The 24586-nt window shown below is 69.5% G+C and carries 21 protein-coding genes; 7 read left to right on the top strand and 14 right to left on the bottom strand.

Features of this window, described 5'->3' with window-relative positions; genetic code table 11:
* Window positions 1-45 precede the first annotated feature (45 nt).
* From ACIG5A_RS26815 to ACIG5A_RS26795, 5 genes are all read right to left on the bottom strand, one after another.
* Window positions 46-2097, bottom strand: a complete 2052-nt coding sequence (locus ACIG5A_RS26815) for a CocE/NonD family hydrolase (protein WP_397244746.1) — start codon at window positions 2095-2097, stop codon at window positions 46-48.
* 238 nt (window positions 2098-2335) lie between these two features.
* On the bottom strand, window positions 2336-3160 hold the full coding sequence (locus ACIG5A_RS26810; protein WP_397244744.1) for a class I SAM-dependent methyltransferase: 825 nt from the start codon (window positions 3158-3160) through the stop codon (window positions 2336-2338).
* An 8-nt stretch (window positions 3161-3168) separates the two neighbouring features.
* On the bottom strand, window positions 3169-3792 hold the full coding sequence (locus ACIG5A_RS26805; protein ID WP_397244742.1) for a TetR/AcrR family transcriptional regulator: 624 nt from the start codon (window positions 3790-3792) through the stop codon (window positions 3169-3171).
* Between the two features lie 177 nt (window positions 3793-3969).
* Window positions 3970-4104 (bottom strand): hypothetical protein, encoded by a 135-nt coding sequence (locus ACIG5A_RS26800; RefSeq protein ID WP_397244741.1) that lies wholly within the window; start codon window positions 4102-4104, stop codon window positions 3970-3972.
* 9 nt (window positions 4105-4113) lie between these two features.
* Window positions 4114-7023 carry an AfsR/SARP family transcriptional regulator gene (locus ACIG5A_RS26795; protein WP_397244739.1) on the bottom strand — a complete coding sequence of 970 codons (2910 nt, stop codon included), beginning with the start codon at window positions 7021-7023 and terminating at the stop codon, window positions 4114-4116.
* Between the two features lie 70 nt (window positions 7024-7093).
* Here ACIG5A_RS26795 and ACIG5A_RS26790 point away from each other — a divergent pair, with 70 nt between their 5' ends.
* Window positions 7094-7645, top strand: coding sequence for a carboxymuconolactone decarboxylase family protein (locus ACIG5A_RS26790; protein ID WP_397244737.1), 552 nt, complete (start codon window positions 7094-7096; stop codon window positions 7643-7645).
* 110 nt (window positions 7646-7755) lie between these two features.
* The gene (locus ACIG5A_RS26785) at window positions 7756-8694 is read left to right on the top strand and encodes a pyridoxal-phosphate dependent enzyme (RefSeq protein ID WP_397244735.1); all 939 of its coding nucleotides are present in this window, start codon (window positions 7756-7758) and stop codon (window positions 8692-8694) included.
* Between the two features lie 147 nt (window positions 8695-8841).
* Here ACIG5A_RS26785 and ACIG5A_RS26780 read toward each other — a convergent pair whose 3' ends face one another.
* Complete coding sequence (locus ACIG5A_RS26780) at window positions 8842-9312, bottom strand: hypothetical protein (protein ID WP_397244732.1); 471 nt, start codon at window positions 9310-9312, stop codon at window positions 8842-8844.
* A gap of 171 nt (window positions 9313-9483) precedes the next feature.
* Between ACIG5A_RS26780 and ACIG5A_RS26775 the strand changes: the two genes are divergently transcribed.
* Together ACIG5A_RS26775 and ACIG5A_RS26770 are read left to right on the top strand one after the other, a co-directional pair.
* Window positions 9484-11205, top strand: coding sequence for a serine/threonine-protein kinase (locus tag ACIG5A_RS26775; RefSeq protein WP_397244730.1), 1722 nt, complete (start codon window positions 9484-9486; stop codon window positions 11203-11205).
* Between the two features lie 83 nt (window positions 11206-11288).
* A complete protein-coding gene (locus ACIG5A_RS26770) occupies window positions 11289-12368 on the top strand; it encodes a PQQ-dependent sugar dehydrogenase (RefSeq protein WP_397245914.1) in 1080 nt (359 codons plus the stop codon).
* Here ACIG5A_RS26770 and ACIG5A_RS26765 read toward each other — a convergent pair.
* The gene (locus ACIG5A_RS26765; RefSeq protein WP_397244727.1) at window positions 12346-13383 is read right to left on the bottom strand and encodes an AraC family transcriptional regulator; all 1038 of its coding nucleotides are present in this window, start codon (window positions 13381-13383) and stop codon (window positions 12346-12348) included. The two genes, ACIG5A_RS26770 and ACIG5A_RS26765, sit on opposite strands and share 23 nt — an antisense overlap.
* A gap of 217 nt (window positions 13384-13600) precedes the next feature.
* Here ACIG5A_RS26765 and ACIG5A_RS26760 point away from each other — a divergent pair, with 217 nt between their 5' ends.
* Window positions 13601-14167 (top strand): adenylate/guanylate cyclase domain-containing protein, encoded by a 567-nt coding sequence (locus ACIG5A_RS26760; protein ID WP_397244725.1) that lies wholly within the window; start codon window positions 13601-13603, stop codon window positions 14165-14167.
* 7 nt (window positions 14168-14174) lie between these two features.
* Here the strand turns inward: ACIG5A_RS26760 and hutI are convergent, their stop codons facing one another.
* The 5 genes from hutI to hutH form a co-directional block, all read right to left on the bottom strand.
* The gene (gene hutI / locus ACIG5A_RS26755; RefSeq protein ID WP_397244723.1) at window positions 14175-15314 is read right to left on the bottom strand and encodes an imidazolonepropionase; all 1140 of its coding nucleotides are present in this window, start codon (window positions 15312-15314) and stop codon (window positions 14175-14177) included.
* Complete coding sequence (locus tag ACIG5A_RS26750; RefSeq protein ID WP_397244720.1) at window positions 15302-16606, bottom strand: formimidoylglutamate deiminase; 1305 nt, start codon at window positions 16604-16606, stop codon at window positions 15302-15304. The genes hutI and ACIG5A_RS26750 overlap by 13 nt, the downstream gene beginning before the upstream one ends.
* Complete coding sequence (locus ACIG5A_RS26745; RefSeq protein ID WP_397244717.1) at window positions 16603-17802, bottom strand: allantoate amidohydrolase; 1200 nt, start codon at window positions 17800-17802, stop codon at window positions 16603-16605. Before ACIG5A_RS26745 ends, ACIG5A_RS26750 begins: the two co-directional genes overlap by 4 nt.
* Window positions 17803-17998: 196 nt before the next feature.
* On the bottom strand, window positions 17999-19651 hold the full coding sequence (gene hutU, locus ACIG5A_RS26740; protein WP_397244714.1) for a urocanate hydratase: 1653 nt from the start codon (window positions 19649-19651) through the stop codon (window positions 17999-18001).
* 35 nt (window positions 19652-19686) lie between these two features.
* Window positions 19687-21234: a histidine ammonia-lyase gene (gene hutH, locus ACIG5A_RS26735; RefSeq protein WP_397244712.1), complete on the bottom strand. Its 1548-nt coding sequence runs from the start codon at window positions 21232-21234 to the stop codon at window positions 19687-19689.
* Window positions 21235-21322: 88 nt separating this feature from the next.
* Here hutH and ACIG5A_RS26730 point away from each other — a divergent pair, with 88 nt between their 5' ends.
* A complete protein-coding gene (locus tag ACIG5A_RS26730) occupies window positions 21323-22105 on the top strand; it encodes an IclR family transcriptional regulator (protein WP_397244710.1) in 783 nt (260 codons plus the stop codon).
* A 95-nt stretch (window positions 22106-22200) separates the two neighbouring features.
* Here ACIG5A_RS26730 and ACIG5A_RS26725 read toward each other — a convergent pair whose 3' ends face one another.
* Window positions 22201-22611, bottom strand: coding sequence for a nuclear transport factor 2 family protein (locus ACIG5A_RS26725; RefSeq protein ID WP_397244708.1), 411 nt, complete (start codon window positions 22609-22611; stop codon window positions 22201-22203).
* A gap of 65 nt (window positions 22612-22676) precedes the next feature.
* On the opposite strand from ACIG5A_RS26725, the gene ACIG5A_RS26720 reads away from it, so the two are divergent.
* Complete coding sequence (locus tag ACIG5A_RS26720) at window positions 22677-24215, top strand: phytoene desaturase family protein (RefSeq protein WP_397244706.1); 1539 nt, start codon at window positions 22677-22679, stop codon at window positions 24213-24215.
* A gap of 7 nt (window positions 24216-24222) precedes the next feature.
* Here the strand turns inward: ACIG5A_RS26720 and ACIG5A_RS26715 are convergent, their stop codons facing one another.
* On the bottom strand, window positions 24223-24546 hold the full coding sequence (locus ACIG5A_RS26715) for a hypothetical protein (protein ID WP_397244704.1): 324 nt from the start codon (window positions 24544-24546) through the stop codon (window positions 24223-24225).
* Window positions 24547-24586 lie beyond the last annotated feature (40 nt).

Here is a 24586-nt window from a genome sequence, read left to right as displayed (position 1 = left end):
GCCGGGTGGTTCTCGGCTTCCGTGGGGCCGAGAACCACCCGCCCGTCAGCCCAGCGGCCGATTCGTGGGGATATTGAGGAAGCTCGGCGCTTCCGGATCCAGGCGCAGGTGCTGGGGTTTGAGCCCGGTGTTGTTGAGCATCGGCCGGAACGCGAGCGCCTTGGGTGAATTGCCCGCGAATACGTCGACCCGCAGCCGGTGACCGGCGCGCAGCAGCGCCTGGGTGGGGATCATCGCGATATCCAGCGCCACCGGCTGGCCCGCCGCCACCGGCTGCACGCTGTCCAGCGTGATCGGATTGTAGGGCGCGGTGTAATCGCCGTTGGCCGAGCGCGAACTCTTCGACTCGTCGATCGCGCGCATCGACGCGGTCAGCTGGCCGGTGCTGATCACCGTCGAAACACCGTCGGGGGCAACGTCGTTCACCGTGACGCTCCAGTAGCCGTCGGCCGCGTCGTGGATCGTCTCGAGGTGCAGGTTGATCGGGCCGGAGATGGTCGTCGGCTCGGAAACCTCGCGGCTTGTGAAGGTGAGCCCGTTGAGCTCGGCGACGCGAGAGTCCTTGGCGCACACGTCCAATGCGGCCGTCATGCCCGCGGAGCCCTGTGCCGCGTCGCGTGAGCATGCGGTGGTGATGCCAGGCGCGACCGTCAGCGTGACCCGCTCGCCCGGCTTGTCCGCGGACAGCGAACCGTCGTGCACGCTGTCCGCCGTGCCGCTCGGCGCCGCCGTCAGATAGACCCGCCGATGGCTGACGCCGGGCTGCGGGAACTGCCCGAGCCCGATCCAGCCGCCGCCCTGTTCGCGCAGGGTCACCGGCCCGAATTCGCCGAGGCCGTTGTCGATGTCCTTGAGCCACTTGTCGAACCACACCCGTTGCAGCACGTCCAACCGCGGCGGCGCATCGCCGTGGCCGGTGCCCGCGCCGGGGTTCGCGTGGTAGGTGTCGCCGACGATCAGCTGTTTGCGCCCGGCGGGCAACGGAATCGCGTTGTAGAGCTTGGTCGCGCTGTTGGCGAAGATGTCGTGCCAGCCGCCGTAGACGAAGGTGGGCACGCTGATTCGCTCCGGATGGCCGAGGATGCCCTGGCGGAATTCGCTGGCGGCGTCGAGCGCGGCCGCGAGCGCGGTGGGCACGTCGTCCAGCGACGGCGTCAGCAGCGACTGCGCGAGCAGATCGTAATTCGTCGCCGGATCGGCCATCCGCGCCTCGAGCCAGTGCCAGTCGAAGGTGCCCTCGAACATCGAACGGACATCGGGAATCACCTTGAGCTGGTTGACATTGTTGAGCCACAGCGGCAGGAAGGTGGTGCCGATGCCACCGCCGGGGGCGACCACGTCGCGCATCAGATCGCTGCCCGGCTCGACCGGGAAGATGGCTTTCAGTGCGGCAGGGGCGTTTTCGGCCGCACGCAGCTGATTGATGCCCGCGTAGGAGCCGCCGCTCATGGCGACCTTGCCGTTGGACCACGGCTGGGCCGCCGCCCAATCGATCACCTCGCGGGTGTCCTGCTGCTCGCGCGCGCCGAGGGTGTTCCAGGTGCCCTGCGAGAAGCCGGTGCCGCGCACGTCGGCCACGACCTGGGTGTAGCCGCTGCGGATCAGATTGCGGTCGACGCCGAGCACGGTCTGGACGGTGCCGCCGTCGAGCGCGTGCAGCAGGTCGCCGAATCCGCTGATCGGCGTGCCGGACAGGTTGATGCGGCGCACCAGGTCCACAGCGAAGGCCTGCAGACCGGGCACGGCGAGCGCCGAGTCGATCAGGTTGGTCAGCAGTTTGGTGTAGGGCGTCAGGTTGACGATCGTCGGCATCGGCTTGGGTTCGATGACGCCATCGGCACCGACGGGCCGATAGATGTTCGCCTTCAACACCGTTCCATCGCTCATCCGGAGCGGCACATCCCAATCGATGTGCACGTCGGGGTAGGGCTGCGGACCGTCGTGTAGCGCGGTCCACCGCTCGCCGAGCGTGCCGGTGGGCGACTGCTGCGACGCGGCGGGACCGCTCGCCAGCCCGGCCGCGGCGACCACGAGCACCGCCGCGGTCACCACGCGCCCAGATTGGAAAATCGCTTGTGCCACTTCACGCCCCGCCATGGTCCTCCTTGACCGTAACGCGTAAGCACGGATGGATCACCGATGTCGAGACGAGAAGATAGCAACTGGCTTGCAAACCAAAAACGAGAGGGTGCGCAACCTATCTCAGCAGGCGGCTGATATCACCAGCAACACTTCCGGCATATCAGACAGTCAGTGGCTCGCATTCAGCTATCACAGAATTCGATCTTGTTGCGGCGCAGCACATCCTGCCCGGCGAGCCGCCTCGCTGGCGTGCTCAGAAACCGCAGCGCAGGATCGCCGCGGAGTAGCGCGTCCATGGGAAGGCGGAGATGAACGCGCACAGCAGGTGGTCGTAGAGTGGTGCGCCGCGATGCAGGCGACGCTCCATCTGGCTGCGCCGGTCCAGGAAACGCAGGCGCGGGTCGACCTGTGCGAGCTCGCGTGGATCGTCGAGCGTCCACTTCAACTCGACATTGTATTTTTCGAAGAATCCCGATCGATCGCCTTTCGTCTGGCGCCGTTCGACCAGCGACGAATAGGTCGTGAAAACGACTTCGCCGCACGGGAAGTGATCGATGATCTGCCGAAAGGTAGTACGCACCTGATCGGGTGTCAGGAACATCAGGATGCTGTCGGCTATCGCGATCACCGGCCGGTCACCAGGGATCTCATCGAGCCACTCCGGATCAGCGACCGAGGCACCGATGGTGGTGTGGCCGGGCCGCGCGGGGTAAAGGCGGTTGCGCGCCTCGATGATGTTGGGAAAGTCCACGTCATACCAGTGGTGGCCACGGCCGGGGTCGATACGGAAGACGCGGCTGTCGAATCCGGAACCCATGTCCAGCACGACCGCGTCGGGGTTGTCGGCGAGGTAGCGCCCGACCCATTCGTCCAGCAGTCGGGTCCGGGCGGCGACGGTGAAACGGGCATAGTCCAGCTTGTGGAACTGCGCGAAATCGAAATCCAGATTCCGCAGGGCCGCATCGGCCCACGCGTCGTCCAGCATCGAATGGTGGTCTCTGCTGTCGAGCCAGCGCAGATACAGCGACAGGAATGCGGTGGCCTGAGAGCCGGTGACATCGACGGTAATCGGTTGCATGACACTCTTCAATCCGAAGTGGGGCCTAGAGCGGCAGCTGCGGCCGCCGCTTGCTCTGTGGTCAGCTGCGGGCGGGATTGGACGTCGAGCAGTGCACGCAGCAACCGGGACTCGCCCGCCCGGCTGGTTGGGTCCTCCCCCAGGTTGCGCGCGACATGCTCGGAGAGCACCGCCATCGACAGCGCCATCGCGGTCCGCACGGTGGCCCGCGCCCGGCGGTCTCCCAGCAGCGGTTCGGCAGGGTCTTCCGTTGCGGCAAGCCATTGTTCGTGCATCGTGACGATCTCGTCGAACACCGCCCCCGCCCGACCTTCGACCAGAGCGCGCGCCAGGTAGCGCTGATACGGCCCCAGCGCGGGTCCCGGCCGAACATCACCGGCCGCGTCGACACCCGATTTCCACACTTCGGCGTTGAGCCGCCGCAGCATGGTGATCAGATGCTCGTCACAGGCGTCACGCAGTCCCTCTTTGGACCCGAAGTGATGACGCACCAACGACGCAGCGACTCCAGCACTTTCGGCAATCCCACGAATGGTCGCCTTGTCGAAACCGTACTCACCGAAATGCCGCACAGCCGCATCCCGAATCCGCGCCCGCCCGGTGAGGTCACCCGGGTCGATCCCGCTGTCCACACGTACAGTCTACTGCTCACACGTACAGGGCGCACCCGAAATCGGAGTCGATGCTCGCCGATCCCGTATCTATGGCTTCGCGAAGCGCGCTCGCCTCGATCACATCGGGACCCATCACATCGGTGTGTCGAACGACGGCGGGTGGGTATCGCCAAGGCGCGGCTTTCGATCTGACACCTACGGTGGCGCACCGTGGTCGCGTGCCATGATCGGCGCGACCGCCGCCGCGGCCGCCTGGTGGCAGCGCTCCGGCACGATGTCGCGCGCCGAACCGGTCCGCCACCTGTCGAAGCTGAGCTGGGAGGGCGGCATGAGCATTTACTACAGGGCGTCGAGGAATACGCGAAGATCGTCGGCTTCCGGAATGCCCAGTCCCGCATAGAGTTTCAGTGCGATCTCGGCGCAGGTGCGGGCGCGCTCCCGGTCGCCCAGGTCGTGGTGCGCGCGGGCGAGGCCCTCGTTGGCGCACGCTCGTTCCAGCAGGTCGATGGGCTTGTCGACGGTGCCGGTCGCCTCATCGCCGGTATCGCCGATCAGGTCGAGCGCGGCGCGGTGATGCTCGACGGCTTCGGCGGGATCGCCTGCGGCGCGGGCAGTTTCACCCAGGCCGTTCAACGCCGACGCCTCGCTGCCGTTGCCGAGCGTCCGGTACAGATCGCGGGCCGAACAGTGCTGTTCCCTTGCCTTGTCGAGCAGGCCCATCCGGCGGCAGAGCGCGCCGAGATAGTTCAGCACCAGCGCCTCGCCACGCTCGTTGCCGACCTCGCGGTGCAACAGCAGCGCCTGATCGAGATGGGCACGCGCGGCGGCGAATTGACCGTCATCGCTGAGCACGGCGCCGAGATTGCCGAGCACGTGGGCTTCACCCACGCGGTTACCGGCGGTGTGCACGAGGTCGAGCGCCGCGAGCAGATGGTCGTGCGCCGCGTCGTAATCCCTTCTGCGCCAAGCGACTTTGCCGAGCGTATTGAGCGCCCGGGCTTCCTGATAGCGGTCACCCGCCGCGCGGGCGAGCCGCAGTGCCTCGCGCGAATGCGTATCCGCGCGCTCGTAATCGCCGAGACGCCAGTTGACCCAGCCCAGCTCGGTTCGCGCGCGGGATTCACCGATCGGGTCGGCCAATTGCCTGCTGGCCACCAACGCGATCCGGTGCAGGCGCGCGGCGGCGGTGTGCCTGGCATATCCGTCGAGGTAGGGCCGCAGCGTGTCGGAGGTGTCCCGGCCGTGCTCAGGCGCACCGTGTTCGGCCGCGTAAGCCGCAGTGGCGAGCAAATTTTCGCATTCGTCGTCCAGCCATCGCGCCGCCGCGTTCGAATCGGTGGCCGTGTTCACCGCGACGGCGGCCGGCGGCAGCGGCTGCCGGTGCCCAGCGCTGTGCGGGAACAGCAGGTCGACCGCTGCCCGTGCCGAATGCAGATAGTGCGTGTAGAGCCGGGCCAGCGCCGCGGCGCGCTCGTCCTCGGATTCCTCGGCGGCCACCGTGGCGCGTGCGTGCTCGCGCAGCAGATCGTGGAAGGTGTACCGGCCCGGCTCGTGCTGCGCGATGACGTGCGCGTCGAGCAAGCTCTCCAGGACGAGCTCCGCGTCGTCGATCGTGGTGTCCGCCAGGGCCGCCGCGGCACCGGGATCGATATCGGGCCCGGGATGCAGGCCGAGCAGCCGGAACATCCGCTGATCCTCCAGCGGCAGCTGGCGATACGACAGGGTGAACGCCGCCGCGACACCCCGTTCGGCCGTGGCCAATTCGGCGAGCCTGCGCCGCTCGTCGCGCAGCCGCCGCGCCAGATATTCGACCGTCCACCGCGGCCGGTGCAGCAGTTTGGCCGCGGCGATCCGGACCGCGAGCGGCAGAAATCCGCACAGCTGCAACACATCCAGCACCGCGAGCGGTTCGTCGACCGCGCGAGCGCCGACGGTGCGTTCGAACAGCGCGACACCGTCGCGGGCAGGCAGCAGATCCACCGACAGCGTCCGCGCGCCGTCCAGATCCACCAGCCGCCTGCGGCTGGTGATCAGGATCAGGCTCGCGCCAGGCCCTGGCAGCAGCGCGCGGACATGGTCGGCATCGGCCGCGTTGTCCAGCACGACGACCACCCGGCGCTCGGCCAGTTCGGCCCGCCACAGCGCGCCGCGCTCGGCGGTGGCCGCCGGGATGAGTTCGGCGGGAATGCCGAGCTGGCGCAACAGGATTTCCAGCGCGGCATCCGGCGTGATCGGCGCGAGGCCCGCCGCGTGCGCCTGCAGATCGATGAACAGCTGCCCGTCGGGACAGCGATCGGCGACCCGGTGCGCGGCGCGGATGGCCAGCGCGGTCTTGCCGATGCCCGCCATGCCGTCGATGGTGAAGATCGTCGCCGAGGTCGCGGCCTGCGGCGCGAGCAGCCGGTCGAGTTCCGCGTCGCGGCCCGCGAAATCCGGTATGTCGTAGGGCAGGAAGCTGGCCCGGCGCACCGCGGGCCGCGCGGCGACCGGTGCGGCCTTGCTCGGCTGCTCCGGTTCATCGCGCAGGATCGCCTGCTCGAGCGCGACGAAATCACGCCCCGGGTCGAGCCCCTGCTGGTCGGCGAGCGTCATCCGGAAGGTGCGTGCGGCGGCGAGCGCGTCGACCTGACGGCCCGCGCGATGCAGCGCGAGCATCAGCTGCCCGGCGAGTTTCTCGCGCAGCGGGTTGGCCGCCGCCTGTGCGGTGAGTTCGTCGAGCAGCCGATCGTGCTCACCGAGGGCCAATCCCAGTTCGGCGAGCCGCTCGAATGCGGTGAGCCGCTTCTCCCGCAGCCGCCGCCGCACGGATTCGACGTAGTCGGCGCTGAGCCCGGCCAGCGCCTCGCCGCGCCACAGCCGCAACGCCGCGCGCAGCTCCGCGACCGCGGCCGCCGGGTCGGCGCCGGCCAGCGCCTGGCTCGCGGTGACCCGCCGGGTGAATTCGTCCAGGTCGAGGTGATCCGGATCCGGCCGCGCGATGTACCCCGCGGGCATGGTCTCCAGCACGTGCGGGACTTCCGCCGCGCGCAATACCCGGCGGATCGCGGTGACCGCGGCGTGGATCTGCGAGCGCGCGGTGTCCGGGGGCTCCATCCCCCACATCGCCTCGATCAGCCGTTCGGTGGAGACCGCGCGCCCGGCGTTGATCAGCAGATAGGCCAATACCGCCCGATGCCGCGGCGCCGCCGCGAGTGCGCGGCCGTCGACGAGAACCTCTGTCGGCCCGAGGACCGTAAAACGCACACCCATCTCGGCTCATATAGAACACCCATCGTGGACGCATCGCAAAAGTATCAACGCGCCGCCACATGCTGTTTCCATGCCGCAACTGCCACTCATCGACCCGGACAACGCCGACGACGAGGCCCGCGAGGCGCTCACCCTCGCGCATCGGACCTTCGGCATCACGCCGAATATCGCGAAGGCGATGGCGAACAGCCCGGCCGCGATGCGCGGCTACCTCGTACTCGCCGACGCGCTCGGCCGCAGCGATATGACGGCGGCGACCCGCGCCCGCATCGGCCTGCTCGTCGCGCAGGAGAACCGCTGCGACTACGGGCTGTCGGCGCACAGCTTCCTGGGTGTGCGCACCGCGGGGCTGACCGAGGCCGAGGTCGGCGACGCGCGCTCGGGCACGGCCGCGGAGCCGAGGGATGCCGCCGTGCTCGCGCTCACCGCGGCACTCGTGCGCCGCCGCGGTGCGGTCACCGACGAGGAACTCCGCGTGGCACGCGGCGCGTTGACGCCCACCGATATCGTCGACGTCATCGCCCAGGTCGCGCTCGCGATCTTCGACAACTACCTGGTGCTGGCCGGGCGGGTGGATGTCGACTGGCCGCTGGTGCGGCATACCGATCACCCGATCGCCTGAGGTCACCACAACCCGCAAACCACACCACACGGTATGGTTTTGCCGGTGCCGGACCTGGCACGGCCGTGGTGCCCTCGACGGGGACCCGAGAGCGATGAGGAGACCGTCGAGTGGTTCAGGGGTGCACGCCGACCATCGGTGAGGTGAAGGCGGCCGCCGAGCGCATCACCGGCGTGGTCCGGCCGCTGACCGTCGCACCGGCGGGCGGCGATCTGTTCCTCGCGCTCGAATTCCTGCAGCACTCGGGCTCGTTCAAGGCCAGGGGCGCCGCCAATCTACTTGCGGCGCTGCTCGAGAACGGCGCGCTGCCGACAGCGGGCATCACCGCCGCGAGCGGCGCCAACGCCGACCTCGGATTCGCCTGGGCCGCCTCGGCATTCGGCGTGCCCGCGACGGTGTTCCTGGCCGAATCGGCGCCTGCGGCGAAGGTCGAGCGGCTGCGCGAACTCGGCGCGAACGTGCGCGTCGCCGGTGAGACACAAACCGACGCCAAGGCATTCGCGGCGGAGTTCATGGCGCGGACCGGCGCGATCGACGCCTGCGCCTACGACCGCAACCTCACCGCGGCGGGGGCGGGCACCCTGCTGCTCGAGCTCGCCGACGCCGTCCCCGGCCTGGATACCGTGGTGCTCGCGGTCGGCGCGGGCGGCATGTTCGCCGGAATCACCGCGGCCGCCCATCATGTCGGTATTCGCGTGGTCGGCGCCGAACCCGAGGGCAGCCGAGCGCTCAACGCGGCGCTGGCGGCCGGTGACGTCCAGGATGTGACGGTCGATTCGATCGCCGCCGATTCCCTCGGCGCCCCAAGGGTTTCCGCGGCCGCGCTGGCCTGGGCCACCGCGGCCGACGCGCACTCGGTGGTGGTCGGTGACGACGCGATCATCCGCGCCCGCCGAAACCTGTGGGAACAGCGGCGATTGGCGATCGAACACGGCTCGGCCACCGGCCTGGCCGCCCTGGCAACGGGCGCGTACCTGCCGCGCGAGGGTGAGCGGATCGGTGTCGTGCTGTGCGGCGCCAACACCGACCCACGCGACCTCGTCGGCTGAGCGGTCCCCGCCCCTATCCGCTCAGTCCGGTCGCTACCCGTGGCAGCGGCGAAACCGTGCCCCGCGGAACGATATCCACGCGAATCCATGCTGTCGAGGGCGGTTGGTCGCTCAGTGATCCGATGATGATCCCGCGATGATTCACGCTCATCCGCAGATGGCATCCACCTTTTTCACCGCTTCGGTCTCGGCCAGGCCGGCGACGACGGTCATCGCGGCCGAGAACTCCTCGGGGGTCTTGGCATTCACCACGCCGTCGCTGATCTTCGCGATCGATTCGATGCCGCTCTTCATGGTGGCATTGTCGGTGAGCGTCGCGTCCTTGCGCAGTCGCGCGGAGAAGCTGCGGTAGTAGCTCTGCACCGGATCGAAATTGCCCTTGGCGATCTCACCGAGCTGTCCGTCTTGTTTGGCGCCGAGCTCGTCCATCGCGGCGACGATGTCGTCGCACGCCTTCTTCGTGCCCGCCGGATCCGCCGCGAGCGCCGCGGTGGTGGTCGCCGCGGGCTTGGCCTTGGCCGAGCTCGACGTGCTCGCCGTATCACTGCTGCCGCCGGAGCAACCCGCCACCGTCAGCACCGACGCGACCGCCACCGCCACCACAACCATTCGCTTCACAACTCTGCCTTCCGTCAGCATTCCGTGGGCCGGAATGTCTTCGTGAGACAGGATGGCCAGCGCCGTATGAGAATTTCGTGATGCCTTGGCCGCTCCGCTAGGTGCCGCGCGACGCCGGTGGGTAGCCTTCGAGTTGTTCGACGCACCAGTCATGAGGGAGCCGGTTACTCGATGCGACCACTCGGGGTGGACGATCCGACGCGGATCGGGGACTACCGGCTGTTCGGCCTGCTCGGCGCGGGCGGTATGGGCCGGGTGTATCTGGGCCGGAACATGGGCGGGCGCACCGTCGCGGTGAAGGTGATCCGGCCCGACCTGATCGATGACGCGCAGTCACGCGAACGGTTCCGGCGCGAGGTGGCCGCGGCCAGGCTCGTCGGCGGGCGGTTCACCGCGCCGGTGCTCGACGCCGATGTGGACGCCGATCCGCCGTGGCTGGCAACGGGTTATGTGGCCGGATTCTCGCTGACCGACGCGGTCGAGCAGTTCGGCAGCTTCACCGAGCACACACTGCTCGTGCTGGCGCGCGGGCTGGTCGAGGCGCTGATCGCCGTGCATTCGGCGGGCATCGTGCACCGCGATCTGAAGCCGTCGAATGTGCTGCTCGCGGTGGACGGACCGAAGGTGATCGATTTCGGTATCGCCCGCGCCGTCACCGACGCGCACCTCACCACCACCGGAAAGGTTATCGGCTCACCGGGATTCATGTGCCCGGAGCAGATCACCGGCGATCCGGTCGGTCCGGCCAGCGATGTGTTCGCACTCGGCGGCGTGCTGGTGTTCGCGGCGAGCGGGCACGGACCGTTCGGCGCGGGCGACACCATGCAGATGCTGTGGCGGGTGATGTACGAGGAGCCGCAACTGGATTCGGTGCCCGAGCGGTTGCGTCCGCTGGTCACGGCCTGCCTGTCGAAGGAGGTCGATGGGCGGCCGACCACCGAGCAGCTGCTCGCCGAGCTGACGAATCTCGAGGTGCCACAGCGCGGTTGGCTGCCCGCACCGGTCCTGGAGGAGGTCAGCAGGCGGGCGGTGCGGCTGCTCGATCTGGATACGGGGCCGAACAAGGTCGACCGGTACGCGGCGGAGACGATGACACCGACCGCGCTGTCGGATCCGTCGGGGCCGCGGCTGTTCACGGATCCGTCCCAGCCGCGGCCGGTGATGAATCCGTCGTGGCAGCAGACGACTCCGACGGCCGGGTTGCGTCCACCGGGTACGAGCGGTGGCCAGCCGAGTTCCGGCCAGTTCGCGCAGTACCCTCCGGCCGCAAGCCAGTCCTGGCCGCAGGACGCCGTCGGCGCGTACGGACCGCATCCGGCACCGGCCATGCACCCACAGCACCCTGACGCCCAACAGGGCACACCGCCACGGAGCCGTCGACGGACCGCGATCATCACCGGACTGATTGTCGCCTGCGTGCTCGCCGCCGTCGGTACGTTCTTGATCGGCAAACAGCTGACGGGCAAATCCGACGGCGGCCGCTCGGTCACCGTCAGTGTCACCAGCGGCGATTCGGGCGGCACCACATCGAGCACCAGCGGCCCGTCCCTGCCATCGGTGCCGAAAGCGTTTGTCGGCCAATGGCGCGGCACCGCCTCCGATGGACCGGTCCGCTTCGAGATCGAACTGACCATTCGCGACGGCAAACTCGGTGAGGAGGTGGCCACCTCCTCGAATACCGGCGTGGTCTCGCGTGAGCGATGCGGACGCGCGGAACGGCTCACCAACGCGACCGAGGCCGAGCTCACCTTCACCGCCCGGCTCACCTCCGGCACCAGCTGCAACGATGAAGGACAGCCGAGCACGGTCAAATTGCAGGCCGACGGCTCGGTGTCCTACAGCACCCCCGGTGTTTTCGGCGGCACCATCGTCGGCAACCTGCGCAAGAGTTGACCGTCGCTCGGGCTCATTGCCGCACAACGGGTCCGGCGGCGACGACAATGGCGTGAGTGACGTCCGTACTGTTCCGCGCCACGATGACCATGCTGCTTGCCGTCGGCGCGCTCACGGCCTGTGACAGTGGCGGTTCCGAGCACCCGCCCGGCTCGGCGACGCCGGTCGCCGGTAGCACCGCGCCGAGCGATCCGTCGGGGCGGCCCGACCTGAGCGCGGGTGCGGAGGTGGTGCGCGGTATCGATGTCCCATGGGGTCTCGCCTTCCTGCCCGGCGGCGATGCGGTTGTCGCGGAACGTGATTCGGGTCGGATCCTGCGGATATCGCCGGGACGGTCCGCCGAGCCCGTCTATCGGGTGCCGGGCGTGGTCGCACGCGGCGAAGGCGGCCTGCTCGGGCTCGCGATATCCCCGGCATACGCCGAAACTCGTTATATCTACGCCTATTTCACCGCGGAGACGGACAACCGGATCGTCCGCTTCACCCTCGGCGGACAGCCGGAGGTGATCTTCGAAGGTTTGGCGAAGGCCGGGATCCACAACGGCGGCCGGATCGCGTTCGGCCCGGACGGGATGCTCTACGTCGGCACCGGCGACGCCGGACAGGGTGCGCGGTCCCAAGATCCGGCGAGCCCGAACGGCAAGATACTTCGGCTGACTCCGGAAGGCCATGCGGCGCCGGGTAATCCGACACCGGGCTCCCCCGTCTACAGCCTCGGCCACCGCAATGTGCAAGGCCTGGCGTGGGATAGGCAGGGCCGCTTGTTCGCGGGCGAGTTCGGCCAGAACACCTTCGACGAGGTCAATCTGATCGAACCCGGCAAGAACTATGGCTGGCCGACGGTGGAGGGCACCGGCGGCGCCGATCGCGGCTTCACCGATCCGCAGGTCACCTGGGCCACCTCCGCGGCATCGCCGTCCGGCATCGCCATCGCGGGCGACACGCTCTACGTCGCGGCGCTGCGCGGGCAGCGGTTGTGGACGGTGCCGCTGCGCGACGGCCGCCTCGGTGATCCGAAGGAGCAACTGCGCGGCCGCTACGGCCGGTTGCGCACCGTCGCGGTCGCGCCGGACGGCGCGCTGTGGCTGACCACATCCAACACCGACGGTCGCGGCGAGGTGCGCAACGGCGATGACCGGATCATCCGATTCCCGGCCCGCTGACCCGGCGCGCCGCGCTCGGCGGGCCGCCGGTCCAGCGGATGAAGGCGCGGCGGAACTCGCGCGGATCGCTGAAACCGACCTCGGCGGCGATCTCGGCGATCGTCATCCTGGTCTCGGCGACGAGGTAGGCCGCGCGCCGGTGGCGAACGTCGTCGCGCAGTGCGCTGAACCGGGTGCCCGCATCGGTGAGCTGACGGCGCAGCGTGCGCTCGGTGATCGACAGCCGGGACGCGACCTCGGCCATGGTCAGCGGCTGACGCAGGTTCCTGCTCATCATCGCTTCGACCGAGGCGATGATGTCGGGCCTGGTGTCCCCCGGATCGAGCAGGCGCAGGCAGGCGTCGATCGCGAGCGCGCGGCTGGCCTCGCTGTGGGTAGGCAGCGGCTGGTCCAGTTGCCACGCCGGAAACACCATCCGGTTGGCCTCGGCATCGAACTGCACCGGGCAGCGGAAGAAGCGCCGGTATTCGGCGCCGTAGCCCGGTTCCGGATAGCGCAGTTGGAGCAGGGTCGGACTGCCGGTCCCGCCGACCAGTGAACGAGCGAATACGCCCAGTGCCGTCAGCGCGTCCTCGCACAGAAAACGGAGTAGTTCCGGTTCCGGCGCGCGTTCATGCAGCCGTACCGCGACCTTGTCGCCGAAGTACTCGGCCTCGAAGTCCAAGACGCTGCCCATCGCCTGATGTAGCTGCATGCCGAGCTCGAGCGCACCACCCACGGTCGAGCACGACCGCATGGCCAGGCCGAGCATGCCGAGCCCCGCGTCCACATCCCGGACGCCGACCATCATCCCGAAGGGCTCGTCGGGCAGCATCCGCAGCGCGCGGCGCAGGATCTGCGCGGTCTGATGAAAGGACAGCTTGACGCCGGGTAGGCCCAGTTGATCCGCCGTCACGCCGGTTCCGGCAAACCAGGCGTCCGTGACATATCCCCGGCGCGTGGCAATCCCTTCCAGCCTGTACAGGATGGTCGGCGGGATGGTTGCGGCATTGAGGAATGGATCTAGCTTCGCCATTCAGACAACTCTCGGCAAACATGTCCGGTTTGCCCCCCAGGATAGCAACCGATACCCGCGCGCCGGGATGCCAGGATGCCGTTCAATTCCTCACACGGTCGAACTTCCGGCCAACCCAGGGCGATGCGTCACCGTCGACGCGCACCACCTCGCCTGCCGATATCCGGCACTGCGTCACTGTCGACGCCAACCACACGCACCATCTTGGGAGGCACCCGTGGCTCAACGTGACTTCTATCGGGCGTACCCGACCGCACCGCTGGCGGTCTCGTTCGTCGATCTCGTCGGATATACCGCGATCACCGAGACACACGGCGACGAGCTCGCCGCCGATATGGCTCAGGAACTGGCCGATATCGCCATCGATCAGCTGGCCCCTGGCGACCGGCTGGTCAAGACCATGGGCGACGCGGTACTGATCTCCTCGGCCTCGCCCGTCTCCGGAATCGAACTACTGCAACGGATCTCGGAATGCTGCGCGCGGGCCTCCCGTCCGCTCGACATCCACGCGGGCGCGCACTACGGCCCGGTGATCGAGCGCAACGGCGATATCTTCGGCGCGACGGTCAATCTCGCGGCCCGCATCGCCGCCACCGCGCGCAGCGGTCAGGTGCTGGTGACGCACCAGATGGCACACGCCGCCCGCGTCGCCGGGATGGCCGCGGCCGATCTGGGCGCTCGATCGTTCCGGAATGTGACACAGCATGTTTCGGTGTTCGAGCTCGAATTACAGGCGCCGGCACCGTATTGCGTGGTGCCTACGGCGGGCGACCGCTGGGCGTGATGTCCGATCAGACCCGCTCACCCATGCGCCAGACCGCGTGGGTGAGCGGGACTCCCGGCCGATAGGCCAGATGCGTGACCGACGGTGCGTCGAGCACCTGGATATCGGCGCGCGTACCGACCCGGATGACGCCGACGTCGTCGCGGCGCAGTGCCGCGGCACCGGCGGCGGTGGCGGCGTAGACCGCCTCGGCGACCGAAAGACCCATCTGCAGCACGGCGGTCGCGACGCAGAACGCCATCGAGGTGGTGTAGGAGCTCCCCGGATTGGCGTTCGTGGCCAGTGCGACGGTGGCGCCCGCGTCGAGCAAAGCGCGGGCGGGCGCGAGCGGCTGATGGGTGGACAGATCGCAGGCGGGCAGCACGGTGGCGACGGTGCTCGAACTGGCCAGCGCCTCGATATCGGCGTCGGTGAGGTGGGTGCAGTGATCGACGCTTGCCGCGTTGTGGCGCACCGCGAGCTGCACGCCCGGCCCGGCGCCGAGCTGATTGCCGTGCACGCGCAAACCGAGACCGCGGGCGGCGGCCGCGTGCAGCACCCGCTCGGACTGCTTCTCGTCGAAGGCACCGGTCTCGCAGAACACATCGGCCCAGCGCACGAAAGGCGCCACCGCGTCCAGCATTTCGCCGCAGACCAGATCCACGTAGGTGTCGGCATCGGTGCCCTGCGGCACCAGGTGCGCGCCGAGGTAGGTCACCTCGTCGGCGGACGCGGCGGCGATGCGGGCCGAGCGCGCCTCGTCGGCGACGTTGAGCCCGTAGCCGGTCTTGGTCTCCAGGCAGGTGGTGCCCTGTCGCCGCGCCTCGGCGATGTGGCGGTTCAGGTTGGCCGAAAGTTGTTCGTCCGTGGCGCTTCTGGTGGCGGCGACGGTGGTCGCGATACCACCGGCCCGATAAGGCTGGCCCGCCATCCTCGCCTCGAATTCGGCGGTGCGGTCACCGGCGAACACCAGATGCGTGTGGCTGTCCACCCAGCCCGGCAACGCCGCGCGGCCCTGCACGTCGACGCGCTCGTCGGCCGCCGGCGCGGCCGCCGCCGCGCCGACCCAGGCGAAGCGCCCGCCGTCGAGCACGACGGCCGCGTTGTGCAGCGGCCCGCCGCGCTCGTTCGTCGTCAGCTCGGAGATACCCGTGATCAAGATCGACACAGCCGCTGAATCTCCTGTCGCAGTATGGTTTCCACGTCCTCGACGGTCCGATGACGATGGCCGGTGACCACTTCGGCACCGGCGACGACCACCTCGCGCACGTCGCTCGCCGTGGCGGCGAAGAGCGCGGCGGCCGGTGCGGTGCCCACGGTGCGGATCGAGTCCAGGTCGACGGTGACCAGGTCGGCCGCGGCGCCCGCTTCGATACGGCCCACCTCCGGCCAGCCGATCGAGGCGTGATCAGTTGCGGCGGCGTACAACTGGGGTATCTCGAAGCGGCCGCGCATACCGCTGGCCAGGCGCTCGTCGAGCTCGAGCGCGCGCCACTCTTCGAACGCGTCGACCACCGCCTGGCTGTCGCTGCCCAGGCACAGCCGGACACCGGCATCGGCCAGCGCGCGGGCCGGGCCGATGCCGTCGCCGAGGTCGCGCTCGGTGGTCGGGCAGAAGCAGGCGCGCACGTCCATCCCCGCGAGCAGGCGGATATCCGCGCCGGTCACATGGGTGGCGTGCACGGCGACGGTATCCGGGCCGAGGAAGCCCGCCTCCGCGAGCAGCGCGGCCGGCGTCCGGCCGTGCGCGGTGAGGCAGTCGCGATTCTCCGCCTGCTGCTCGGACAGGTGCACATGCATCGGCCTGCCCTTGCCCTGTTCGGCGATGACCCGCAGCGCGCCGTGCGGCACCGCGCGCACCGAATGCGCGGCGACGCCGGTGCGCACCAGATCCTGCTCCGGTTTGTACGCGGCGGCGCGCTCGGCCCACGCGCCGACGTCGCCGTCGCTGAACCGCAGCTGGTGCTCGCCGAGTTCGCGGCCGAATCCGCCTGCCAGATAACAGGTGTCGAGCAGCGTCAGCCGGATACCGGCATCCGCGGCGGCGGCGGCGAGCGCCGCGCTCATCGCGTTCGGGTCGGCGTAGCGGGCGCCGCCCGGTGCATGGTGCAGGTAGTGGAACTCCCCGACGCTGGTGTATCCGGCGAGCACCATCTCCGCGTAGACCGCGCGCGCCAGCCGGTAGTAGGAGTCGGGATCCAATCGGGCCGCGACGGCGTACATCTGATCGCGCCAGGTCCAGAAGGTGCCGCGATCGTGCTGGGTGCGCCCGCGCAGCGCGCGGTGGAAGGCATGTGAGTGGGCGTTGGCGAAACCGGGAACGGTCAAGCCGCGCAACTCTTTACCGGTCCGCTCGGCGCCGCTGGTCACCGAGCGGATCGTCGCACCGTCCACCTCGATGGCCACCCCGGCGGCGATCCCCTCCGGGAGCCAGGCGTGTTCGGCCCAGTAAGTGGTCATCGGGCCAGGTCCTCCAGCACTCGGGCCAAACTCAGTGCGCCCGCGTCCACATCGGACGGTTCGGCGTGCTCCTCCGGGGAGTGGCTGATACCGGTCGGGTTGCGTACGTAGAGCATTCCGGTGGGGACGTGCGCGGCGAGTACGCCCGCGTCGTGGCCCGCACCGGTCGGCAGGGCGGGGAGGCCGCCGAGGACGGTATCCATCCTGGTACGCAACGATTCGTCGAAAACCACGTCGTCCGAATAGGACTCCTCGGTAACGGTGACCGCGCACCCCTCCGCGGCCGCGGCCTCGCGCGCCGCCGCGGCGATATCCTCGACGAGCGCGCCGGTGCGGCCCGCACCCGCGAGGCGGGCATCGAGCCAGAGGTCGACCGTCGAGGCAATGACATTGGTACCGCCAGGAGTCGGCACCAGCTTGCCGACGGTGGCCCTGGCATCCGGTGTGGCGGAGGCGATCCGGCGCGCGGCGGCGATCACGGCGGCGGCGGGCAGCATCGGGTCGCTGCGGTCGCCCATCAGCGTGGCGCCCGCGTGGTTTCCCTGGCCGGAGAACGAGAACCGGTAGCGGCCGTGCGCGATGATGCTGCTGCCGGTGGCGATCGGGCTGTTCAGATCGATGAGACCACGGCCCTGTTCCACGTGCAGTTCGACGAAGCAGCCGATGGTGGCCAGCGCCTCTGTGTCGACACCGAAATGCTCCGGTTGGCGCCCCGCCTTGGCCGCCGCCTCCGCGAGGGTGATCCCTGCGCCGTCGCGCAGACCGCGGGCGCGGTCGGCATCGATGGCACCGGTCAGCAGCCGGGAACCGAGGCACGGCACCCCGAATCGGCCGCCCTCCTCCTCGGCGAACACCAGCAGCGCCAGCGGCTTGGCCGGGGCGAATCCCTTGTCCCGCAGGATATCCACCGCGGCGAGCGCACTGGCCACCCCCAGCGGGCCGTCGAACGCGCCGCCGCCGGGCACCGAATCCAGGTGGCTGCCGGTCACCACAGCATCGGGACCGGCGCTCCCCCACCACGCCCAGATATTGCCGTTGCGATCGGTGGCGACATCGAGTCCGCGGCGCAGCGCCTGCTCGGTGAACCAATCCCGCAGCTCGAGTTCGGCGTAATCGTAGGCGTGGCGTGAATATCCGCCCCGCCGGGTATCCCGGCCGACATCGGCGATCTCGCCGAGCAGTCCCGTCGCGGTCATCGATTCCGCCCCTCGCTGCCGTGAGCCGTCACGCTGTCATCCCCGCGCACACCGAGATCCCCGGCGCGCGTGAGTCCCACTGTTCGCCGGGACGGCAGGCCGACGGGCCGCGACGACGCCGAGTCGGGCCGCGGTGTTCCGGAGGTGGACCGGGTGGCTCGCCCCTCATCGGCGCGCCGCCCGGCCACTGTCCCCGTCACTGGTTGTCCTGCATGGGGATTCGGACGCCGCGCTCGTGCGCGACCTCGGCGGCGCGATCGTAACCGGCGTCCACGTGCCGGATCACACCCATCCCCGGATCGTTGGTGAGCACCCGCTCGATCTTCTGCGCGGCCAGCAGGGTGCCGTCCGCGACGCACACCTGTCCGGCATGGATCGAGCGGCCCATGCCGACACCGCCGCCGTGGTGGATCGACACCCAGCTCGCGCCGGATGCGGTGTTCACCAACGCGTTCAGCAGCGGCCAGTCCGCGATGGCGTCGGAGCCGTCGGCCATCGACTCGGTCTCCCGGTACGGCGAGGCCACGCTGCCGGAATCGAGGTGATCACGCCCGATCACCACCGGCGCCTTCAGCTCGCCGCTGGCCACCATCTCGTTGAAGCGCAGGCCGGCCAGATGCCGCTCGCCGTAGCCGAGCCAGCAGATACGCGCCGGAAGTCCCTGGAAGGCAACGCGTTCCCCGGCCAGGCTGATCCAGCGGCGCAGGGATTCGTTCTGCGGGAACAGCTCGAGCATCGCGCGGTCGGTGGCGGCGATGTCCGCCGGATCGCCGGACAGCGCGGCCCAGCGGAACGGGCCCTTGCCCTCACAGAACAGCGGGCGGATGTAGGCGGGCACGAAACCCGGGAAATCGAAGGCGCGTTCGCAGCCGCCGAGCTTGGCCTCACCGCGCAGCGAATTGCCGTAGTCGAACACCTCGGCGCCCGCGTCGAGGAAGCCGAGCATCCCGTTGACATGGTCGGCCATGGATTCCCGTGCCCGCTCGGTGAATTCGTCCGGCTTCTTGGCGGCGTAATCCGCCCAGTCGTCCAGCTCGACGCCGCGCGGCAGGTAGGCGAGCGGATCGTGCGCGGAGGTCTGGTCGGTGACGATGTCGACCTCGACGCCCGCGGCGAGCAGCCGCGGCAGCACCTCGGCGGCATTGCCGATCAGCCCGACCGACAGCGCCTTTCGCTCCGTGCGCGCCTTGCTCACCCGGCGCACCGCATCGTCGAAGTCGGTGGCGATCTCGTCCAGGTAGCGTTCGTGCACCCGGCGCTGCGCCCGCGCCGGATCGCATTCGATCACCAGCGCGACACCGCCGTTCATGGTGACCGCGAGCGGCTGCGCGCCGCCCATGCCGCCGAGGCCGGCGGTCACCGTCAGCGTGCCGGCGAGGCTGCCGCCGAAGCGCTTGTCGGCGATGGCCGCGAAGGTCTCATAGGTGCCCTGCAGGATGCCCTGGGTGCCGATGTAGATCCACGAGCCGGCGGTCATCTGGCCGTACATGGTGAGGCCGAGCGATTCCAGCCTGCGGAACTCCGGCCAATTCGCCCAATCGCCGACCAGATTCGAATTGGCGATGAGTACGCGCGGCGCCCACTCGTGGGTACGGAACACACCGACCGGCTTGCCCGACTGCACCAGCAGCGTCTCGTCGGCCTCCAGCGTGGTCAGGCCACGGGTGATGGCGTCGAAGCTGGCCCAGTTCCGCGCGGCCTTACCGGTACCGCCGTAGACCACCAGATCCTGTGGCCGCTCGGCCACTTCGGGATCGAGGTTGTTGTGCAGCATCCGCAGCGCGGCCTCGGTCTGCCAGTTCTTGGCCGTGAGCTGTGTACCGCGCGCCGCGCGCACCGTTCGGGTCATCAGAATGCCTTTCGTTCCACAATGATTCGAGACGCTCAGGCGCCGAGATGGGGCTCGACCGCGCGCAGCAGCGCACCCGATCGGACGAGCTCCTCGGCGGCGGCGATCTCCGGTGCCAGATGACGGTCGGGGCCGGGGCCGTCGACCACCGTGCGCAGCAGTGCGACGGCGGCAGCCGTGGCCGGACCGGGCCGCAGCGGTGCGCGCATATCCAGCGCACGTGCGGCCGTGAGGTATTCGATGGCGAGCACGGTGGTCAGCGCGTCCACTGCCTTGCGCAGCTTGCGCGCACCGGACCAGCCCATCGAGACATGGTCCTCCTGCATCGCGCTCGACGGAATGGAATCCACCGAGGCCGGTACGGCGAGCCGCTTGAGCTCGCTCACCACGGCGGCCTGGGTGTACTGGGCGATCATGTGCCCGGAATCGACGCCGGGATCGGCGGCCAGGAACGCCGGAAGGCCGTGCGAGCGTGCGGTATCCAGCATCCGGTCGGTGCGCCGCTCGGCCATGCTCGCCACGTCGGCGATCGGGATGGCGAGGAAGTCGAGCACATAGGCCACCGGGGCGCCGTGGAAATTGCCGTTGGATTCCAGCCTGCCGTCGGCGAGCACCACCGGATTGTCGACGGCGGAAGCCAATTCGCGATCGGCGACCGTTTCGGCGTAGGCGACGGTATCGCGGGCGGCGCCGTGTACCTGCGGCGCGCAGCGCAGCGAGTACGCGTCCTGCACCCGATTGCAGTCCGGCCCACGGTGACTGGCCACGATATCCGAATCGGCCAGCGCGGCCTCGATCCGCTCGGCCGCGCGCGCCTGGCCCGGATGCGGACGCAATGCCTGTAGGTCGGCGGCGAAGACCCGGTCGGTGCCGAGCAGCGCCTCGACGCTCATCGCGGCGGTGATATCGGCGACGTCGAGCAGCCGGTGCAGATCATCGAGCGCGAGGACGAGCATGCCGAGCATGCCGTCGGTGCCGTTGGTGAGCGCCAGCCCCTCCTTCTCGGCGAGCACTACCGGCTCGATGTCGTTGGCGCGCAACGCCGTTGCCGCGTCGACCAGCGCACCCGATGCGTCGACGACCTGGCCCTCCCCCATCAGCGCCAGCGCGACGGCGGCCAGCGGTGCCAGATCGCCGGAGCAGCCGAGCGAGCCGTACTCGTGCACGATCGGGGTGATGCCCGCGTTGATCATCGCCGCCAGCGTCGCCGCGGTCTGCGGCTTGATCCCGGTGTGCCCGGTGGCCAGGGTGCGCAGCCGCAGCAGCATCTGGGCGCGCACCACCTCCGGCTCCACCGCCGGACCCGCGCCCGCGGCATGCGAGCGGATCAGCGACCGCTGCAGCGCCGCGCGGCTCTCCGGCGGGATGTGGCGGGTGGCCAGCGCGCCGAAGCCGGTGGACACCCCATAGGTCGCGACCGGCCCGGCGGCCAGCGCCTCGACGTGTTCGCGGGCCGAGGCGATGCGCTTCTCGGCGGCCTCGCTGAGCCGGACCTTGGCGCCCTCGCGGGCGACGGCGACCACACCCGCCCTGGTCAGCGGCCCATCCAGCTCAACGATCGAATCCTGCGCAGTTTCCGGCATGTGCACCATTCCACCGTCACCACAGCCAGGAAAGAATTAGGCTGCACCGGAATCAGTCTGATATCCAAGACAGGGCAGGGAGACACCCATGGGCACGAGCACGGATGTCCCGGCATTACGGCGGGGTCTGTCCGTGCTGCAACTACTCGCGGGCAAGCCGGGACCGGTGTCCGCATCGGCCATCGCCCGCGAGTTGAACCTGCCGCGCTCCACCACCTACCACCTGCTCGCCGAACTCGAGCAGGCCCGTTTCGTCACCCGATTGCCCGCCGAGCGGCGCTACGGCCTCGGCATCGCCGCATTCGAACTCGGCTCGGCCTACCTACGCCACGACCCGCTCGAGCGACTCGCCGGTCCGCTGCTGCGCGAACTGGTCGAGCGGGTCGGCCACAACGCCCACCTCGGCGTACTGCACGGCAACGAAATGCTGTACCTCATCAAGGAGCGCCCGGCCCGCCCGGAAACCCTGGTCACCGACGTCGGCGTCCGCCTGCCCGCGCACCTCACCGCCTCCGGCCGCGCGATCCTGGCCTACCTCCCCGCCGCCCACGTCCGCGCCCTCTACCCCCGCGCCGTCTCCTTCGTCCGCCGCACCGACCGCGGCCCCTCCTCCCTGGCCACGCTGCGCACCATGCTCGCCACCGAACGCCGCCGTGGCTGGGCCAGCGAAGACGGCTACGTCACCCCCGGCTTCGCCTCCGTCGCCCACGCGGTCTTCGACTTCGGCCACCGCCCCATCGCCGCCATCAGCGTCACCATGCGCCACCACTGCGCCACCGACCCCTGCGACGCCGACTGGTCCGGCCTGGCAGCGCAAGTCCGCGCCACCGCCGACGACCTCACCCGCCGCATCGGCGGCCGCACCACCTGAGGCGCGGCTGCCTCCGCACTGCGCCGCGCACCGAAATCACCGCCGCGCACGAATTCTCGCGACAACCGCTGCGCGGCACCGAGACCAGTACGCGGCTATTCCGTTGCGGCGGTGAGCTCTTCGGTGGCTTCGCGTTGGATCTGGGGGAACTGGGCGCCCATGGCTTCGGCGAGGGCGGTGGCGGCGGAGAGGGGGCGGACCATGACGACGAAGTCGTCGATCTTGCCGTCGTCGTCGAAGTGCAGGAAGTCGCAGCCGTTGACCTGTTTGCCCGCGACCGTCGCCTCGAAGACGAAGGCGTGGTCGCGGCCGTCGGGGTTGGCGATCTCGCGGGTGTAGCGGAAGTCCTCGAACACTCGCAGCACACCGCGCAGGAGCGCGGCGGTGATGGCCTTGCCCTCGTACGGCTTGAACGCGACAGGGCTGGTGAAGACGACGTTGTCGGCGAGCAGGGCCGCGAGGGCGTCGGCATCGCGGGATTCGACGGCTTGACGGAAAGGATGCATTTTTACACGCTAACGGCGCGGCGCGGACCGCGCCGTGGATCGCGGATTCGTGGTACTGAGGACGCATGCAGTCCTCCTACGATGTGGTGATCGTCGGCGGCGGTCACAACGGTCTGGTCGCCGCGGCCTATTTGGCGCGGGCCGGGCGGTCGGTGCTGCTGCTGGAGCGGCAGTCGCATACCGGTGGCGCCGCGGTGTCGGCGCGGGTGTTCGCCGGGATCGATGCGCGGCTGTCGCGCTATTCGTATCTGGTGAGTCTGCTGCCGCGCCAGATCGTCGACGATCTCGGGCTGAGCTTCGCGACCAAGCGCAGGCGGATCTCCTCCTATACGCCGGTCGGCGACGGCGGCTTGCTCGTCGACAGCGGATCCGAGGCGGCGACGAGGGACAGTTTCGCGCGGCTCACCGGATCGGATCGGGATTTCGCGGCCTGGCAGCGGTTCTACGGTATGACGGGAGAGGTTGCGCGGCACGTGTTTCCGACGCTGACCCGCCCGCTGCCGACACGCGCCGAACTGGAGCGCGTCGTCGACGACCAGGCCGCGTGGTCGGCACTGTTCGAGCGACCGCTCGGCGAGACGATCGAGGAGACGTTCGCCGACGACACCGTCCGCGGCGTCGTCCTCACCGACGCGCTGATCGGCACCTTCACCCACGCGCACGATCCGTCGCTGCGCCAGAACCGCTGCTTCCTCTACCACGTGATCGGCGGCGGCACCGGTGACTGGGATGTGCCGATCGGCGGAATGGGCGCGCTCACCGACGCATTGGCCGCCACCGCCCGCGCCGCGGGGGCGCTGCTGGTCACCGACTGCGAGGTGACCGCGATCGACACCGACGGAATGAGCGCGGAGGTGCGCTTCGAGGGCGGCGCGGTCGCCGCGCGGCACGTGCTGGTCAATGCCGCGCCCCACGAACTCGATCGCCTGCTCGGCGATCCGGAACAGCCGAAACCCGAAGGCGCGCAGCTCAAAGTGAATATGGTGCTGCGCCGCCTGCCGCGCCTGCGTGACGCCGCCACCGACCGGCACGACGCCTTCGCGGGCACCTTCCATATCGCCGAGTCGTATTCCCAGCTGGCCGAGGCCTATCGCGAAGCCGAGGCCGGGCAGCTGCCTGCCGCGCCACCGTCGGAGATCTACTGCCACACGCTGACCGACCCGACCATCCTGGCGCCGGACACGGCCGCACGCGGCATGCACACCCTGACCCTGTTCGGGCTGCACACGCCCGCACGGCTTTTCGCCGACGATCCGGCAGCGGCCAAGGCGGCACTGGTGAAAGCCACCCTCGCCCAACTGGATTCGGTGCTCGCCGAACCGATCGACGACTGCCTCGCCATGGACGAGCAGGGCCGCCCGTGTCTCGAGGCGAAATCACCGCTCGATCTGGAACAGGAGGTCGGCCTGCCGGGCGGCCACATCTTCCACCGAGATCTGGCCTTCCCGTACCGGACGACCGACGACGACACGCCCGCGGCCCGCTGGGGCGTCGCGACCAGCCGCCGCAACGTCCTGCTGTGCGGTGCGGGCGCGATCCGCGGTGGCGGCGTGAGTGGCATCCCCGGCCACAACGCCGCCATGGCGGTGCTGGAAAGTCGCTGAGCGTTCGCTATTGTCCCTTCGCGGGCACCACCCACCTCGCATAGGTGTTCTCCGGGGACACCGTGATCACGTCGCACATCCGCACGACCGGTTCCGGGGTTCCGCCGAGATGCGCCAGGCTCGGCGTGATCACCGCCTCCACCTCCATCTGCTCGATGACATTCCGTAGCCGCCCGGCCGGATGATCGGTTTCCGGGCCGAATACCACGGTTTTCGCCAGGTCATAGCCGAGCCTGCCTGCCAGGCTACGGATTTGCGTTTCATCCCACACTTGCTGGACCCCCGAGACATCGCGCCGCAGATACCCGATCGCGGTAGGCCTCGCCCTCATCGCCACCCTTTCGTCGACATTCGAATGTCGCCCGGAACCT

This window comes from Nocardia sp. NPDC052566 (assembly GCF_044547285.1).
Taxonomy (GTDB): Bacteria; Actinomycetota; Actinomycetes; order Mycobacteriales; family Mycobacteriaceae; genus Nocardia.
The sequence above is the reverse complement of the archived record's forward strand: the minus strand, read 5'-3'. Positions and strand labels throughout refer to the sequence as shown.